Source organism: Labrys monachus, assembly GCF_030814655.1.
In the GTDB taxonomy this organism is placed as follows: Bacteria; Pseudomonadota; Alphaproteobacteria; order Rhizobiales; family Labraceae; genus Labrys; species Labrys monacha.
Map to the genome: position 1 here is coordinate 1,891,753 of NZ_JAUSVK010000001.1, position 14,808 is coordinate 1,906,560.

13 protein-coding genes are annotated in these 14,808 nt (G+C 68.8%); 3 read left to right on the forward strand and 10 right to left on the reverse strand.

The window, feature by feature from the left end; genetic code table 11:
• Positions 1-75: 75 nt before the first annotated feature.
• Positions 76-840 carry a DeoR/GlpR family DNA-binding transcription regulator gene (locus tag J3R73_RS08575; RefSeq protein WP_307425058.1) on the forward strand — a complete coding sequence of 255 codons (765 nt, stop codon included), beginning with the start codon at positions 76-78 and terminating at the stop codon, positions 838-840.
• 140 nt (positions 841-980) lie between these two features.
• Here the strand turns inward: J3R73_RS08575 and J3R73_RS08580 are convergent, their stop codons facing one another.
• Positions 981-1,748: a class II aldolase/adducin family protein gene (locus J3R73_RS08580; protein WP_307425060.1), complete on the reverse strand. Its 768-nt coding sequence runs from the start codon at positions 1,746-1,748 to the stop codon at positions 981-983.
• Between the two features lie 25 nt (positions 1,749-1,773).
• Positions 1,774-2,700, reverse strand: coding sequence for an allantoinase PuuE (locus tag J3R73_RS08585; RefSeq protein ID WP_307425065.1), 927 nt, complete (start codon positions 2,698-2,700; stop codon positions 1,774-1,776).
• A gap of 101 nt (positions 2,701-2,801) precedes the next feature.
• On the opposite strand from J3R73_RS08585, the gene J3R73_RS08590 reads away from it, so the two are divergent.
• Positions 2,802-3,578 (forward strand): SDR family oxidoreductase, encoded by a 777-nt coding sequence (locus J3R73_RS08590; RefSeq protein ID WP_307425068.1) that lies wholly within the window; start codon positions 2,802-2,804, stop codon positions 3,576-3,578.
• Between the two features lie 233 nt (positions 3,579-3,811).
• Here J3R73_RS08590 and J3R73_RS08595 read toward each other — a convergent pair whose 3' ends face one another.
• The 8 genes from J3R73_RS08595 to J3R73_RS08630 form a co-directional block, all read right to left on the reverse strand.
• Complete coding sequence (locus J3R73_RS08595; RefSeq protein WP_307425070.1) at positions 3,812-4,870, reverse strand: GlxA family transcriptional regulator; 1,059 nt, start codon at positions 4,868-4,870, stop codon at positions 3,812-3,814.
• The gene (hydA, locus tag J3R73_RS08600; RefSeq protein ID WP_307425074.1) at positions 4,867-6,261 is read right to left on the reverse strand and encodes a dihydropyrimidinase; all 1,395 of its coding nucleotides are present in this window, start codon (positions 6,259-6,261) and stop codon (positions 4,867-4,869) included. Before hydA ends, J3R73_RS08595 begins: the two co-directional genes overlap by 4 nt.
• On the reverse strand, positions 6,258-8,066 hold the full coding sequence (locus J3R73_RS08605) for an ABC transporter ATP-binding protein (protein ID WP_307425077.1): 1,809 nt from the start codon (positions 8,064-8,066) through the stop codon (positions 6,258-6,260). The genes hydA and J3R73_RS08605 overlap by 4 nt, the downstream gene beginning before the upstream one ends.
• Complete coding sequence (locus J3R73_RS08610) at positions 8,063-9,046, reverse strand: ABC transporter permease (RefSeq protein WP_307425081.1); 984 nt, start codon at positions 9,044-9,046, stop codon at positions 8,063-8,065. Before J3R73_RS08610 ends, J3R73_RS08605 begins: the two co-directional genes overlap by 4 nt.
• Complete coding sequence (locus J3R73_RS08615; RefSeq protein ID WP_307425085.1) at positions 9,043-10,035, reverse strand: ABC transporter permease; 993 nt, start codon at positions 10,033-10,035, stop codon at positions 9,043-9,045. The genes J3R73_RS08610 and J3R73_RS08615 overlap by 4 nt, the downstream gene beginning before the upstream one ends.
• 66 nt (positions 10,036-10,101) lie before the next feature.
• Positions 10,102-11,673: an ABC transporter substrate-binding protein gene (locus J3R73_RS08620; protein WP_307425086.1), complete on the reverse strand. Its 1,572-nt coding sequence runs from the start codon at positions 11,671-11,673 to the stop codon at positions 10,102-10,104.
• Positions 11,674-11,775: 102 nt separating this feature from the next.
• A complete protein-coding gene (locus J3R73_RS08625; RefSeq protein ID WP_307425089.1) occupies positions 11,776-13,443 on the reverse strand; it encodes a thiamine pyrophosphate-requiring protein in 1,668 nt (555 codons plus the stop codon).
• On the reverse strand, positions 13,403-13,825 hold the full coding sequence (locus J3R73_RS08630) for a hypothetical protein (RefSeq protein ID WP_307425092.1): 423 nt from the start codon (positions 13,823-13,825) through the stop codon (positions 13,403-13,405). The genes J3R73_RS08625 and J3R73_RS08630 overlap by 41 nt, the downstream gene beginning before the upstream one ends.
• Between J3R73_RS08630 and cyoA the strand changes: the two genes are divergently transcribed.
• Positions 13,791-14,807 carry a ubiquinol oxidase subunit II gene (gene cyoA / locus J3R73_RS08635; RefSeq protein ID WP_307425095.1) on the forward strand — a complete coding sequence of 339 codons (1,017 nt, stop codon included), beginning with the start codon at positions 13,791-13,793 and terminating at the stop codon, positions 14,805-14,807. The genes J3R73_RS08630 and cyoA overlap by 35 nt on opposite strands.
• Position 14,808: the final 1 nt, after the last annotated feature.

Genomic DNA, 14,808 nt, shown 5'->3' on the forward strand with positions numbered 1-14,808 from the left:
CCCGGTCGCCTGATTGACCATTCGGTAGATATGGATGACCGTTTTGTCAATCGTGGTTCAGCAAGGACATGCGTGATGAAGCCTGGGATTCGCCGCGAGCGCATCGTCGATCTCGTCCGCGAGCATGAGCGGATGAGCGTCGACGATCTCGCCGGCCTCCTCGGCAGCTCGCGCGAGACCATCCGGCGCGATCTCACCGAACTGGACGGGCGCGGTCATATCCGCAAGGTCCATGGCGGCGCCGTGATGCCGGAGGCCCCTCGCGAGGGCGCGTTTCCTGCCCGGCTTTCCGAGGCGATCCGCGAGAAGCGCGCCGTCGCCCGCGCCGCCGCGGCGCTGTTCGGGGAGGGCGACACCCTCTTCATCGACACCGGCACCACCACGCTGCTCTTCGCCGAGGAGCTGGCGCGCCGGCCCGGCATCACCGTCATCACCAATGGGCCGCAGATCGCCCGGACCGTCGCGGCCGGCGGCGGCAAGGTCTTCGTCATCGGCGGGGAGTACCGGGCCGACGTCGGCGAGATGACCGGCTCCCTTGCCGTCGAGCAGATCGCCCGCTTCCATGCGGCCCATGCGGTCATCACCGTCGGCGGCATCGGGCGCGACGGCGCCATGGACTTCCTGCTCGATGAAGCCCAGGTCGCCCGCGCGATGGTCGCCCAGGCGCGCTCCGTCACCGTGATCGCCGACGGTTCGAAGCTCGGCCGGATGGCGCTTTTCCAGGTCTGTCCGCTCGGCCGGATCGACCGTCTCGTCGTCGATGTCCGTCCCGAGGGATCTCTGGCCGAGGCTCTCACGTCGGCGGGGGTGGAGGTCGTCGTTGCCGATCCGTCGGCGTGACCGATCGGTCGTTTCTTGCCGTCTATCGCTCGCATCCGCCTGTTCGGGCAGATTGCCGGTCAGGGGACCCGCCCATCGATGTGCCGGTCCCCGGCCGGCATGGAATCACAGCCGCCGGGGGAAGAGTGGACGCTCCCGGGTCATTGCGCGTAGGAGGGATCCTTTGCGTCGAGGAGTTTCTTCAGTTCCTCGAAATGGGCGAAGCTCATCTCGGCGTAATCCTCCCAGTCGCGCGCGGTGCGGGCCGCGAGGTCGCTCGGCATGACGTTCAGGGCCTTGCCGGTCGAATAGGCCAGGATCAACGTCTGGCAGGCGCGTTCGAGGAAATAGAGGTCGTCGAAGGCCTGGGCGATCGTCTCCCCGGCGACGAGGACGCCGTGATTGCCCATCAGCATGATGCTGCGATTGCCGAGGACCTTGGCGAGGCGTTCGCCCTCGGCCCTTTCGTCGGCGATGCCGCCATAGGCGAGATCGACGGCGATGCGGTCGAAGAAGCGGGCGGTGTTCTGGTCGATCGGCTTGATCTCGGGGTCGGCGAGACAGGCCAGCGCGGTGCTGTGGGGCGGGTGGAGGTGGAGCAGGCAGCGCACATGCGGAAGATGGGCGTGGAGGCTGGAATGGATCGCCCAGGCGGAAGGATCGGGCGCGCCGGGACCGTCCATCACCCCGGGAGCGTCGCCGTCGAGAAGGAGGAGGTCGCTGGCCCGGATACGGGCGAAATGCATCCAGCGCGGGTTCATCAGGAAGCTTCGGCTGCCGGGCGCCACCGCGACGCTGAAATGGTTGCCGACCGATTCGTGCCAGTCGAAGCCGGCCGCCAGCCGGAAGGCCGCGGCGAGATCGATGCGGAGCCGGCGTTCCTCCCCGCCGAGGGCGTCCGCGCGTTCGAGCGTCGCAAGTGTCATCATGGTGTCCTTCCGTCCGATTGCGTGTTCAGGCCCGGGGCGGGTGGTGGGCGCGCCAATGCTCGGCGATCTCGATGCGCTCGCACACCCAGACATCCGCGTGGCGGGCGATGTGGTCGAGGAAGCGAGCGAGCCCGGCCATGCGGGCGGGATGGCCGATCATGCGGGCGTGCAGCCCGACCGACATCATCTTCGGAGCCGTCGCGCCCTCGCGGTAGAGCCAGTCGAAGGCGTCGCGGTGCCAGGTCTCGTAGTCGCCGGCGGTGGCGAAGGGGCCGGGCGCATATTTCGAATCATTATGGGTGTGGGTGTAGGGCACGACGAGATGGTCGAGGCCCTCGACGTCGACCCAATAGGGCAGTTCGTCATTATAGGCGTCGCTGTCATAGAGGAAGCCGCCGATCTCCTTCAGCAGCCGGCGGGTGTTGACGCTGGGGCCGGTGCGGCAGCACCAGCCCAGCGGCCGGCGTCCGACCGTCCGCTCCAGGCTGGCGATGGCGTCGAGGATATGCCGCCGCTCGACCTCGGCCGGCAGCAGGAAATGGTCGACCCAGCGCCAGCCATGGCAGCAGATGTCGTAATTCCTGTCGCGGATCGCCGCCGCCAGTTCCGGATGGCGCTCGACCGCCAGGGCGCAGGCGTTCAGCGTGAGCGGCAGGCCGCGCTCCTCGAATAGGCGTAGCACCCGCCAGACGCCGACGCGGCTGCCATATTCGAACATGGATTCGGCCGCGAGGTCGCGATCCCCGCGCGGCACATAGGACGCGTCGAACTCGGTCAGGGTCGCCTCGGCAAAACCGTCGCCGTCGCCGATCGAGTATTCGGTTCCCTCCTCGATGTTGAGGACGAAGTTTATCGCGATCCTTGCATCGTTTTTCCAGCGAGGATGAGGCGGATTCCTGCCGTATCCGACGATATCTCTTCGTACCTCATAGCTCATCTTGGGATATTCCATTGTATTTCCGTGAAATAGAGATGAATTCACGGAGTTTGTATTGACAGTGAAGAAATTTTAGTATGAGTGGGCGCGGTGTTATTCGAAATGGAGGATCGAACATGGATCTGGGACTTAAGGGAAAGAAGGCCATCGTCTGCGCGTCCAGCCGGGGACTCGGCAAGGGCTGCGCGCTGGCGCTGGCGCAGGAGGGCGTCGAACTCGTGATCAACGGCGTCACGCCGGAGACGCTCGAGCGCACGGCGGCGGAGATCCGCGCCGCCACGGGCGTGACCGTGACCCCGGTCGTCGCCGACGTGGCGACGGTGGAAGGCCGCGAGAGGCTGCTCGCCGCCTGCCCGCAGCCCGACATCCTCGTCAACAATGCGGGCGGCCCGCCGGCCGGCGACTTCCGCGACTTCACCCGCGAGCAATGGCTGGCGGCGATCGACGCCAACATGCTGGCGCCGATCGAGCTGATCAAGGCGACGCTCGACGGCATGATCGGCCGCCGCTTCGGCCGCATCGTCAACATCACCTCGGTCTCCGTGAAGGCGCCGATCTCCTATCTCGGCCTGTCGAACGGCGCCCGCAGCGGCCTCACCGGCTTCGTCGCCGGTCTCGCCCGCGACATCTCCCGGCACAATGTGACCATCAACAACATCCTGCCGGGCTCCTTCGCCACCGACCGGCTGCGCGACAATGCAGCCGGTTCGGCCAAGGTGGGGCAGAGCCCCGACGACGTGCTGGAGGAGTGGCGCGAGGGTGAAAGCTCGGGCCGCTTCGGCAGGCCGGACGAGCTCGGCATGGTCTGCGCCTTCCTGTGCGGCACCAATGCCGGCTACATCACCCGCCAGAACATCTTCCTCGACGGCGGCAGCTATCCCGGCACGTTCTGAGGGGGCGGCGCAGCCCCTCACCTCTATCCTCTCCCCGCATGCGGGGAGAGGGGACCCCGATGTCGCGGACAACCCCGCGAGCCGCCGTCTCGCTGCCGATCCGTCGAAGCGCGACGGCGGATGCCCCTTCGCAGCGCCGCTCCTCTTCTTCCCGGCGAACGCATTCCTCCTTGCGAACGACATCGCGATCGGCCCGCCGACGCTTCGTCGGCGTTCTTCGTTGAAGTCCTCCCTCATGCCCTTGCCCCACGGAACGGGCCCTTGCGCTCCCTGGTCGGCGACTGGCCGAACAGGCGGGTGTAGGAGCGGGAGAAATGGGCGTAGCTCGGAAAGCCGCAGGTCAGCGCCACGTCGAGCACCGGCATGCTGGTCTGCTTGAGCAGCGAGCGGGCGCGGGTGAGGCGCAGGTCGGCGTAATAGCGGCTCGGCGAGGTGCCGAAATGCTGCTCGAACAGCCTTTCGAGCTGGCGCAGCGTGATGCCGGCGCGGCCGGCGAAGGCGCCGATGGCGAGCGGCACCTCGATGTTGTTCTCCATCTCGGCGAGGACGGCCGAGAGCTTGGCGTCATGGACCTGGAGGCGTTGCGCCACCGAGCTGCGCTGGTTGTCGTGATCCTGCCGCAGGCGGGCATAGATCAGCTGCTCGGAGACCTGGAGCGAGAGCCGCGCGCCATATTCGATGGCGATCAGGTGCAGCATCATGTCGAGGGCGGCGGTGGCGCCGCCGCAGGTGAAGCGGTTGCCGTCGATCTCGTAGAGGTTGGAGGTGGCGTTGAGCTCCGGAAAGTCCCGTTCGAAGGCTTCGAGGTTCTGCCAGTGGATGGTGCAGCGATAGCCGGTCAGCAGCCCCGCCTTGGCGAGGACATGGCTGCCGGTGTCGACGGCGCCGATGCGCACGCCGCGCCGTTCCATCAGGCGCAGCCAGGCGAGAATATGGGGGTCGCAGGCGCCCGGCAGGTCGTAGCTGGCGCAGACCGCCAGCGCATCGAAGCGCTCGCAATCGGCGATGGCGCGGTGCACCGGCAGGTCGAGGCCGTTGACCGCCGGCACGCGGTTGCCGTCCTTGGAGATCAGCTCCCAGGTGAACAGGGACTGGCCGAGCAACTCGTTGGCGATGCGCAGCGGCTCGATCGTGCACATCAGGCTGATCATCGAGAATTGCGGCGCCAGGTAGAAGCCGATGCTGCGCAGGGGCATGTTGGCGGGCGGACGATGGCGCGACGGGCCGGCCGGCGGCGCGAGCGGCGGCCGCAGCGCCGTCCCCTGGCGGCGGAGGGTCCCGGGCGCCTTCATGCCGCCTTCGTCCGAGCCACGGGCGCACCGCGGCCGGCGGCGCCGGCGACACGGCCCCGATCCCACAGGCATTCGCCGCGCGAGAATGTCATCACCGGCAGCCCGTGCACCGCCTGCCCTTCATAGGGGCTGTAGTCGCAGGCGTCGTGGAGCTCGGCGTGGCGGATGATGCCGCGGGCCTGCGCGTCCCACAGCACGATATCGGCATCGGCGCCCGGCATCAGGCTGCCCTTGCGGGGATGAAGGCCGTAGATCCTGGCGGGATTGGTCGCCGTCAGCGCGACGAACTGCTCGAGGGTGATGCGGCCGGCCTGGACACCCTCGCTGAACAGCAGCGTCAGCCGCGTCTCGAGGCCGGGCAGGCCCGGCGGCACATGCCGGAAATGCGGTTCGGGACCGGCGCTGCGCTTGCCGGTCGCCCCCTCGAAACGATAGGGGCTGTGATCGGAGGAGACCAGCTGGAAGGTGCCGTTGGCGAGGCTGTTCCACAGCTGGGCGGCGTCGCCCGCATGGCGCAGCGGCGGCGAGCACAGATATTTCGCCGCCTCCCAGCCGGGCCTGTCGAGTTCCTCGACCGTGCGGACGAGATATTGCGGGCAGGTTTCGGCCAGCACGGAAATGCCGCGGGCATGCGCCCAGCGGATCTGCTCGACCGCATCGGCGGCGGAGACGTGCACGATCAGCGTGCGTGCGCCGCTGAGCTCGGCCAGCGTGATGGCGCGGTGCGTGGCCTCGCGCTCCACCGCGGGCGGCGAGGTCGCGGCGAAGGCGGATAGGCGGGGACGCTCGCGGCGTTCGAGCCGGTCGGAGAGCCAATGCACGCAATGGCCGTTCTCGGCATGCACCATGGTCACGCCGCCGTGGCGGCGCGTCGTCGCCATCACCTCGAGGATATGCTCGTCGTCGAGCATATATCCCGCATAGTTCATGAACACCTTCACCGAGAGGTAGCCGTCCTCCATCAGGGCCGGCAGGTCCTGGCCGATGCCGCCGGCGGAGTCCTGGCCGAGAATGACGTGGAAGGCGTAGTCGATGCGCGCACGCGCCCGGGCCCGGCCGGCATAATCCTCCGCCGATTCCCTGAGGCTCGCGCCGGCCAGCCGGTTGACGAAGGGCATGATCGTCGTCGTGCCGCCGCAGGCCGCGGCAAGGGTGGCGGATTCGAAGTCGTCGGCGAGCAGGGCGCCCGCATAGGCCGGCTCCTCGATATGGCAATGCGTGTCGACGCCGCCGGGCAGCGCCAGCAGGCCGCTGGCGTCGATGTCGCGCTCGGCCCGCGGCAAGTCGCGCCCCATGGCGGCGATCCGGCCGTCGCGGATGCCGATATCGCCGGCGAAGCGTTCGGCGGCGGTGACGACGGTGCCGTTGCGGATGCACAGGTCGAAGCTCATGGCGCCGGCTCCGCCGCCCGCGAAGGGTGCGAGAAGCGCGGCGCGTCGCGCATCATGCGCCGCGTCTCCGCGGCGACGGGATGGCCGAGCACCTCGGCCGTGCTGCCGCTCTCGACGATGCGTCCGCTCTGCATCACGAAGATGCGCTGGGCGATGCCGCGGACGACGGCCAGATTGTGGGTGACGAACAGCAAGGTGAGGCCGCGCTCGCGCTGCAGATCGGACAGCAATTCGGTGATGACGGCCTGGACCGACACGTCGAGCGCCGAGGTGATCTCGTCGCAGACGAGGACGTCCGGCTCGGCGACGAGGGCGCGGGCGATCGCTGCGCGCTGCCGCTGGCCGCCGGACAATTCGTGCGGATAGCGGTCGATGGCGGAGGCCGGCAGCGAGACCTGGTCCAGCGCCGCGAGGACCCTGCGGCGCCTGTCGCGCGACGGCAGCTGCACGAACTGGCGGAGCGCCAGGCCGATCGAGGCGCCGATCGGGCGGCGCGGATTGAGCGAGCCGTAGGGGTTCTGGAAGATGTACTGGATGCGCCGCCGCGTCTCGCGGCTGCGCCGCAGGGCACCGGCGGGAAGCGCCTCGCCGGCGAAGGTCATGGCGCCGGCCGTCTCGTCGTGGAGGCCGGCGAGGCAGCGGGCCAGCGTGGTCTTGCCCGAGCCGGATTCGCCGACCAGCCCGACGCATTCGCCGGCGCCGATCTCGAAGGTCAGGCCGTGGAGGATCTCGGCCCTGGCGTAGAAGGCCTTGAGATCCTTCGCCTCCAGGACGACGCTGCGGGGCGAGGCGGCCGGCTGCATGGCGATGAGGGGGCGGGCCTTCTCGCTCTCCCGGTCGGCGCTGCGCAGGCAGCGTACCTCGTGTGACGGGGAAACGGCGACCGGCGGCGGCACGGTGCGGCGGCAGGCCTCCACCGCCAGCACGCAGCGCGGCGCGAAGGAGCAGCGGTCGTCCTCGGCGCCGCGATCCGGCGCCCGGCCCGGAATGCCGGTCACCGCCCTGTCGTCGTCGAGGTCGGGCACGGCGCGGATCAGGGCGCGGGTATAGGGGTGGGAGGGGGCGTGCAGCACCCGTTCGGTCGGGCCGATCTCGACGATGCGCCCCGCATAGACCACGGCGACGCGGTCGGCGATGGCGGCGACGACCGCGATGTCGTGGCTGACATAGACCGCCGCGACATGGTGGTGGGCGCACAGGCGCCGGACGGTGTCGAGCACATGCGCCTGGGTGGTGACGTCGAGGCCGGTGGTCGGCTCGTCCATGACGATCAGGCGCGGGCGATTGGCGAAGGCCATGGCGATGGCGACGCGCTGCAGCTGGCCGCCTGAGAGCTGATGCGGGAAGGCATCGAGGAAATCGGGCCGCCGCGGCAGCTTCACCTCGTCGAGGAGGTCGAGCAGGGCGGCCTCGCCGACAGCCGTACCGAAGCATTCGGCGAGCTGGGTGCGGATGCGCAGGGCTGGGTTGAGAGCCGTCGCCGGGTCCTGCGGCACGTAGCAGACATGGCGGCCGCGCAGCCGGCGCAGGCCGTCCTCGTCCTCGCGGCGCAGGTCGTTGCCGCCGATGCGGATCACGCCAGCGTCGATGGCGAGGCCGCGCCGGCAATGGCGCAGGAGGGCGAGGCCGAGCGTCGTCTTGCCCGAGCCGGATTCGCCGACGACGCCGAGGATCTCGCCGGGCGCGATCTCGAAGGAGGCGTCGTCGACCACCCTGCGGGCACCGTCGGCGGTGACGATGCGTAGGCCGCCGACCGCGATCGCTGGATCTGCGCCGGGGCGCGGGAGCGTGTCGGCGGCGATCATGGCAAGGGCCCTTCCGTGCCGGCGGCCGGCAGCCGGTCGACGCCGTCGTCCTCCTGGGGATCGCGCGCCATGCCGTTCGAGCCGGCGGCATGGCGGGCATAGGCGTCGGTGAGGAGGTTCACGCCGACGGTGAGGATGGCGATGAGGATGATCGGCGCCAGAACCGGCCAGGGGTTCTGCAAGAGGCCGATGCGGTTCTCGTTGACCATCAGGCCCCAATTGGCGGCCGGCGGCTCCTGGGCGAGGCCGAGGAAGCTCAGCCCGGCGATGAGGGCGATCGAATAGGTGAAGCGCAGCCCGCCTTCGACCAGGAACGGCACCAGCACGTTGGGCAGGATCTCCATCGCCATGATGCGGGGCTGCGGCATGCCGATGCCGCGCGCGAACTTCACGAAGTCCTCGCCGGCGACGCGTAGCGTGGCGGCGCGGATGACGCGGGCGACCTGCGGCGCATGAATGGCGGCGACGAGGATGGCGATCAGCCAGAAGCTCGAGCCGAGCACGCTGACGAAGAGCAGCGCCAGGATGGTCTGCGGAAAGGCCAGCAGCACGTCGAGCAGGCGCATGGTGACGTCGTCGGTGAGGCCCTTGAGATAGCCCGCGCAGATGCCGAGCAGCCCGCCCGCCGCCACGCCGAGGATCGTGGCGAGCGCGGAGAGGGAGAGGATGACGCCGCCGCCGCACAGCACGCGCGACAGCACGTCGCGCCCGACGGCATCGGTGCCGAGCCAGGCGTAGGAGGAGGGGCCTTCGAAGGGCTCGCCGATGAAGTCGATCGGCGAATTGGGCGCGACGAACGGCCCCGCGGCGACGAGGAGCAGCACCAGGGCCGTCAACGCCGCGCCCCAGATCGCGCTGCCATGGGCGAACATGCCGCGGCGGCGGGGCGGCGCGGCAAGGGCCTTGGTGCCTTCGCGCTCCGCTTCCACGTCTGCGGCTGCGCCGGATTTCCTGCTCGACAGGGCCATGGCCATGCTCATGCCCTCTGCCAGGCGCCGACCCTGAGGCGCGGCGTCACCAGGATGGCGGCGATGTCGGCCGCCAGGTTCAGGAGGACGTAGAAGGCGGCGAGCAGCAGCACGATGAGCTGGATCACCGGGATGTCGCGCGCCTGGATGGCGTTCATCAGGCCCTGGCCGAGGCCGGGATAGCCGAAGACATATTCGATCATCACCGTGCCGCCGGCGAGATAGGCGAAGGTCAGCGCCACCACCTGGACCGTCGGCGCGACGGCGTTGGGCAGGGCATGGACGAGCGTGAGGCGCCAGCGCGGCAGGCCCTTCAGCGCGGCCATCTCCATGTAGTCGCTGTCGAGCACCTCGATCATCGTCGCCCGCATCATGCGGAAGATATAGGGAAAGGTGACGAGCACGAGCGTCAGCACCGGCAGGACGAGGATGCGCGGGCGCGACAGGATCGAGGCCCCCGGCGGGATCATCGACACCGGCGGGAACCACTGCACCACCACGGTCGCCAGCAGCACGATGAGGCCGATGCCGACCACGAATTCGGGGAGAGCGGCGAGGATGAGCGTCAGGATCGACAGCACGCCGTCGATGCGGCGGCCGCGCCGGAAGGCGGCGAAGATGCCGGCGGCGATCGAGAGCGGCACGCCGATCAGGCCGGCGAGGCCGAGCAGGAAGGCCGAATCGAGGATGCGCGGCGCCACGATCGCCGACACCGCCTGGCCGTTGACCAGGGAGATGCCGAAGCTGCCGGAGCACAGATCCGCCAGCCACCAGCCGTAGCGCTGCAGCACGGGCGCGTTGAGATGGAGCTGCTCGCGCAGCGCCTCGAGGCTCTTGGCGTTGGCGGCCCGGCCGAGCACGACGCGCGCGGCATCGCCCGGCAGCACTTCCGTCGCCAGGAAGACGAGGATGGAGACCAGGAAGAGCGTGAAGAGGCCGAGGGCGAGCCGCCTGACGACGAGCCCGACCACGGGGGAGGAGAATTTCGAACGTGCCGGCATCTGAACCTGCCTGAATCGGACCGGGGCGGTGGACGGCCGTGCCGCCGCCCCGGGAAGACGGAAAGGTCAGCTCAGCCAGATCTTGGCGAAATCATAGTCGCCGAGGGCAAGAAGCGTGCCGGGACTCAGCCCGTTCACGTTCTGCGCCACGAGGTCGATGATCCGGTTGTGGGAGGGGATGATATAGCCTCCCTGCTCGAAGTCGATCGTCTGGAGCTGCCTGACGATGACGGCCCGCTTGACCGGGTCGATGGTCGACAGCGCCTGCTGGTAGAGATCGATATAGGCCTTGTCGCCGCCCCAATGCGTCTCGTTGTAGGGCGAGGTCGGCAGCAGGCAGAGGGCGACCTGCGGCAGATAGGGCTTGAGCGTCCAGAAGTCCTGGGCGAAGGGCCATTTGAGGTATTGGTCGCCGAAGAAGACCTCCGGCGTGACCTGCCTGACGTTGACGGTCACGCCGGCGTCCTTGGCCTGGCGCGCGAAGATCTGGGCGGAGGCGACCACGCCGTTGGCGATGTCGGCGGTCACGAGTTCGACGGTGAGGTTCTCCTGGCCGGCCTTCTTCAGGAGAGCCTTCGCCTGCTCGACGTCGCGGCCGCGATGAAAGGTCTTGGGGGCATCGTCCCACAGCGAGAACACGTCGTTGCCCGGTTCGGCATAGCCGCTGAGCGCGATCTTGATGATCTGCTGGCGGTCGACGAGGAGGCGGAAGGCCTTGCGCACGTCGGGATTGTCGAAGGGCGGCTGGTCGACGCGCATGGTGAAGGGCGTCCACTGGCCGACTTGGGAGACCAGCAGCTTGATCAGGCCGCCGTCCTGCACCTGCTTGGCGAGGGCGAGCGGGGCGGCGGCGAAGGCGTCGATCTCGCCGCCCTGCAGCGCGTTGAAGGCGGCGGTGTCGCTGGCGAAGGAATCGATGATGGTGACGGTGTCGAGATAGGCCTTCTCGCCCCAATAGCCGTCATAGCGCGAAAAGACGCTCTGCTGGCCGGGCGTGAAGCTCTCGAACTTGAAGGCGTTGGTGCCGACCGGTTTCTTGGGATCATAGCCGACGGGCACGATGCCGAGATTGATGTCGTCGGCCACCGCCTCGTCGAAGATGGCGAAGGGCGAATGCATCGTCACCCGCAGGGTGAGGTCGTCGAGGACCTTGAAGCTGTCGCGGTCCATCGGGCCGAGCTCGGGCGCGCCGACGAGCGGCGCCGCCGGATCGGTGACGCGGCGCAGGGTGAAGGCGACGTCCTCGGCCTTGAGCGGCTTGCCGTCGTGGAAGGTGACGCCCTTGCGCAGGCGGATGGTCCATTCGGTGCCGGCCGCGTTCGATTCCATGGATTCGGCGAGGATGTTCTCCAGTTTGCCGCCATGGCGCACGCGCCGCAGCGGCTCGTACAGGCCGAGCACCCGAGCGGTGTCGGGTTGCGTCACGTTGGAATTGGCGTCCAGCGTGTCGGCCGAGCCGCCGCCGAGGATGGCGACGCGCAGATTGCCGCCGCGCTTGGGCGTGTCGGCGGCAGCGCTGCTCCCGGTCGCGCCGACGATGCCTGCGGACAGGCCGAGGCCGGCGGCGCCGACGAGGAAGCGGCGCCGATCGATCGCATAGCGCGATCGGGCCTTGTCGAGATCGTCCTTCATGCTCATGGATCCCCTTCTGGATGATTTTTTCGGCATCGCCGCGGGCCTTTGGCCTTCTGCCGGCGATCCCGTCGCTTGAACCCTCGTCCGTTCCTCTTCCTCGCCGCTCTATTGCCGGTAGCTCGTCGGGGTGACGCCGAGCCGCCCCTTGGAGAACCGGGTCTCCTCCCGCGTGATCACCTGCAGCAGGGCGGGACGTCCGTTCCTGGTATGCTCGATGCAGCGTGCCATGGCGGCCCTGAGATCGCCGGGCTGGGTCACTTCCTCGGCATGGCCGCCGAGCGCGCGCGCCACGCCGGCATAATCGCCCGTCAGCACATGGATGTCGTGCTTGTCCGAGGCGATCGGCAGATAGCCGGTATAGCCGCCCATCACGCTGTTCTTGAGGACGATGGTGAAGATCGGCAGCCGGCAGCGCGCCGCCGTCTCGAATTCGGTGCCGATCATGCCGAAGGCGGCGTCGCCCATGATGTTGACGCAGAGCCAGTCCGGCCGGGCGAGCTTGGCGCCCATCATCAGCGGCATGCCGAGACCGAGCTGGGTCGTCTTGCCCCAGCCCATATAGCCGTGCGGCACCACCGCCTCGTAGAAGGGCAGCGTCTGGTCGCGCGGGCTGCCGGCATCATGGGTGACGACGGTGGCGTTCTTGTCGACGAGGCCGTTGAGTTCCCAGACGACGCGATAGGGGTTGATCGGCTCCTCCTCCGAGGTCAGCAGCGGCAGCCAGGCGGTGATGAACTGCGCCCGGACGTCGCGGATTTCGGCGGCGAGCGCGGCGCCTCGCTCCCGCGCATCCCCCGCCTGCGGCGTCGCTGAGGCGATAATCTGCCGGATCACCGCCTTGACGTCGCCGATCACCGCCATGGCGATGCGGTAGTCCTTGCCGATGTCGGCCTCGCTGTGCACGACCTGCAGCAGCGCCTTGCCGGCCGGGATCGGCGCGATGTAGTCGGACTGGGTGAAGCTGGTGCCGAGACCGAGCACGAGGTCGGCCCGCGCGAGGAAATGATCGACCGTCCAGGGGCGGGCCGAAGCGGCGGCGCCGAGCGCCAGCGGGTGGTTCTCCGGAAAGGCGCTCTTGCCGTTGAGCGTCGTCATCACCGGGATCTGCAGCGCTTCGGCGAGCTCCAGGAGTTCGCCGCAGGCCTTGGCGTAGAAGATGCCCTGGCCGGCGAGGATGACGGGCGACTTCGCGGCGAGCAGTCGGGCGACGAGGCGCTCGACATCCTCCGGGTCGGCCTGCGGCGCGGAGCGCGGCATGCTGACATAATCGTCGAAATCGGCGTCCGTCTTCTCGACCAGCACATCGGTCGGCGTCTCGATGAGGACGGGCCCGGCCTTGCCGTTGCGCAGCTGCGAGAAGGCGTGATGCATGACCTGGGGAATGCGCGCGGTGGAATTGATGCATTCCGACCATTTCGACACCGGCCGGAAGGCGGTGCTGGCCTGGAAGTTAGGCGCGATGCCCTGCCGGTCGCGGGCATAGCCGGTCGGCAGGCAGAGGACCGGCACGTTGTCGCCATAGGCCTGGGCGACGGCGCCGAAGGCGTTCTCGACCCCGGGGCCGTATTGCATCGTCGCCGCGATCATCTTGCGGCCGCCCGTCATGCGGGCATAGCCGTCGGCGATGTGGACGGCGCCCCGCTCGGTGCGGGCGAGGATCGGGCGGATGCCGACGGCGGAGGCGGAATCGATGATCTCGCTGTGCGGAAAGCAGGTCAGATATTCGACGCCCTCACGTTTCAGCAGCTCTGCGATGATGTCGGCGCCGTTCATGTCGGGGATATCTTTCGCGGGAGATGGGGCCGAAGCCCGAAATTTCATCACGGAAGCTTAGGCGCAAATCCGAGGCGGTGATGATGCCGAACGACTCAATCATGATCCCAATCGACGAAGAATGCACGGTCGGTTTCCCTGCGGCTGCGGAACGGGCGTCGCCCGTGGCGGTGTCCGGATCGGCGGGCCGCCGCGCCGCCGCGCGCCATTTTTCCGCTCCCTGCGATTTCCTCGGGAACCGGAAGCCGGGTTCGCGCCTTGACCGCTTGCGCGGCGCGCGGCCGTCGGGGGCACCGGCTTGCCGCGATCCGCGTTCCGGCTTTCGCGAACTGCCCGGGGAAAAGGTGATGGCCAGACATGTCGCCGGCGCGGAGACGGTCACGCTCCGCGGCCATCCTGTCCGCCGGGCCGCGAGGCCCGTATTCGTCGTTCCCGCCGTCCTGCTCGGCGGCTGCTCGAAGGGCGTGCTCGATCCCCAGGGGCCGATCGCCCTGGCCAGCGAGACCATCCTGTTCAATTCGCTCGGCATCATGCTGGCGATCGTGATCCCGACCATCGTCGCCACGCTGGCCGTGGCATGGTGGTTCCGGGCCTCGAACAGCCGGGCCCGCCACCTGCCGGACTGGCAATATTCCGGCCAGATCGAGATGGTGGTCTGGGCGATCCCCGCCATGACGGTGCTGCTGCTCGGCGGCATCGGCTGGATCGGATCCCATGACCTCGACCCGTCCCGCCCGATCGCCTCGCAGACCAAGGCGGTGACGGTCGAGGTCGTCTCGCTCGACTGGAAATGGCTGTTCATCTATCCCGAGCAGGGCATTGCCAGCGTCAACGAGCTGACGGTTCCCGCCATGACGCCGATCAGCTTCCGGCTGACATCGAGCGGCGTGATGAACAGCTTCTTCGTGCCGCAGCTCGGCAGCCAGATCTATACCATGGCCAATATGGTGACGCGGCTCAACCTGCAGGCCGACCGGCCCGGCCGCTATTTCGGGCTTTCCGCGCAATTCAGCGGCGACGGCTTTTCCGACATGCATTTCGACGTCGATGCCGTGCCGCAGGACCGGTTCGAGGAATGGGTGGCGGACGTCCGCGGCAAGGGACCGACGCTCGATGCCGAGGCCTATGCCGGCCTGGCAAAGCCGAGCGGGGCGGTGGCGCCGACGACGTATGGCGGCGTCGCGCCCGACCTGTTCCAGCGCATCGTCAGCGCCGGCGCGGCGCCCCTCGATGCCGGGGATGCCGCCCGGGCCGGCCCGGCCAGGGGTGACCTGGACCACACAGGCTCGAGGCAAGCCGCTTCCGGATCGTCCCGCCTGTGCCGAGCCCCGGCGCGCCAGGCACGCCTGCAGGTGGAGGACTGAC

Excerpts from the sequence above, each read along its gene's own strand:
- J3R73_RS08575 (WP_307425058.1), top strand. The coding sequence starts at position 76 with ATGAAGCCTGGGATTCGCCGCGAGCGCATCGTCGATCTCGTCCGCGAG.
- J3R73_RS08580 (WP_307425060.1), bottom strand. The coding sequence starts at position 1,748 with ATGATGACACTTGCGACGCTCGAACGCGCGGACGCCCTCGGCGGGGAG.
- J3R73_RS08585 (WP_307425065.1), bottom strand. The coding sequence starts at position 2,700 with ATGGAATATCCCAAGATGAGCTATGAGGTACGAAGAGATATCGTCGGA.
- J3R73_RS08590 (WP_307425068.1), top strand. The coding sequence starts at position 2,802 with ATGGATCTGGGACTTAAGGGAAAGAAGGCCATCGTCTGCGCGTCCAGC.
- J3R73_RS08595 (WP_307425070.1), bottom strand. The coding sequence starts at position 4,870 with ATGAAGGCGCCCGGGACCCTCCGCCGCCAGGGGACGGCGCTGCGGCCG.
- hydA (WP_307425074.1), bottom strand. The coding sequence starts at position 6,261 with ATGAGCTTCGACCTGTGCATCCGCAACGGCACCGTCGTCACCGCCGCC.
- J3R73_RS08605 (WP_307425077.1), bottom strand. The coding sequence starts at position 8,066 with ATGATCGCCGCCGACACGCTCCCGCGCCCCGGCGCAGATCCAGCGATC.
- J3R73_RS08610 (WP_307425081.1), bottom strand. The coding sequence starts at position 9,046 with ATGAGCATGGCCATGGCCCTGTCGAGCAGGAAATCCGGCGCAGCCGCA.
- J3R73_RS08615 (WP_307425085.1), bottom strand. The coding sequence starts at position 10,035 with ATGCCGGCACGTTCGAAATTCTCCTCCCCCGTGGTCGGGCTCGTCGTC.
- J3R73_RS08620 (WP_307425086.1), bottom strand. The coding sequence starts at position 11,673 with ATGAGCATGAAGGACGATCTCGACAAGGCCCGATCGCGCTATGCGATC.
- J3R73_RS08625 (WP_307425089.1), bottom strand. The coding sequence starts at position 13,443 with ATGAACGGCGCCGACATCATCGCAGAGCTGCTGAAACGTGAGGGCGTC.
- cyoA (WP_307425095.1), top strand. The coding sequence starts at position 13,791 with ATGGCCAGACATGTCGCCGGCGCGGAGACGGTCACGCTCCGCGGCCAT.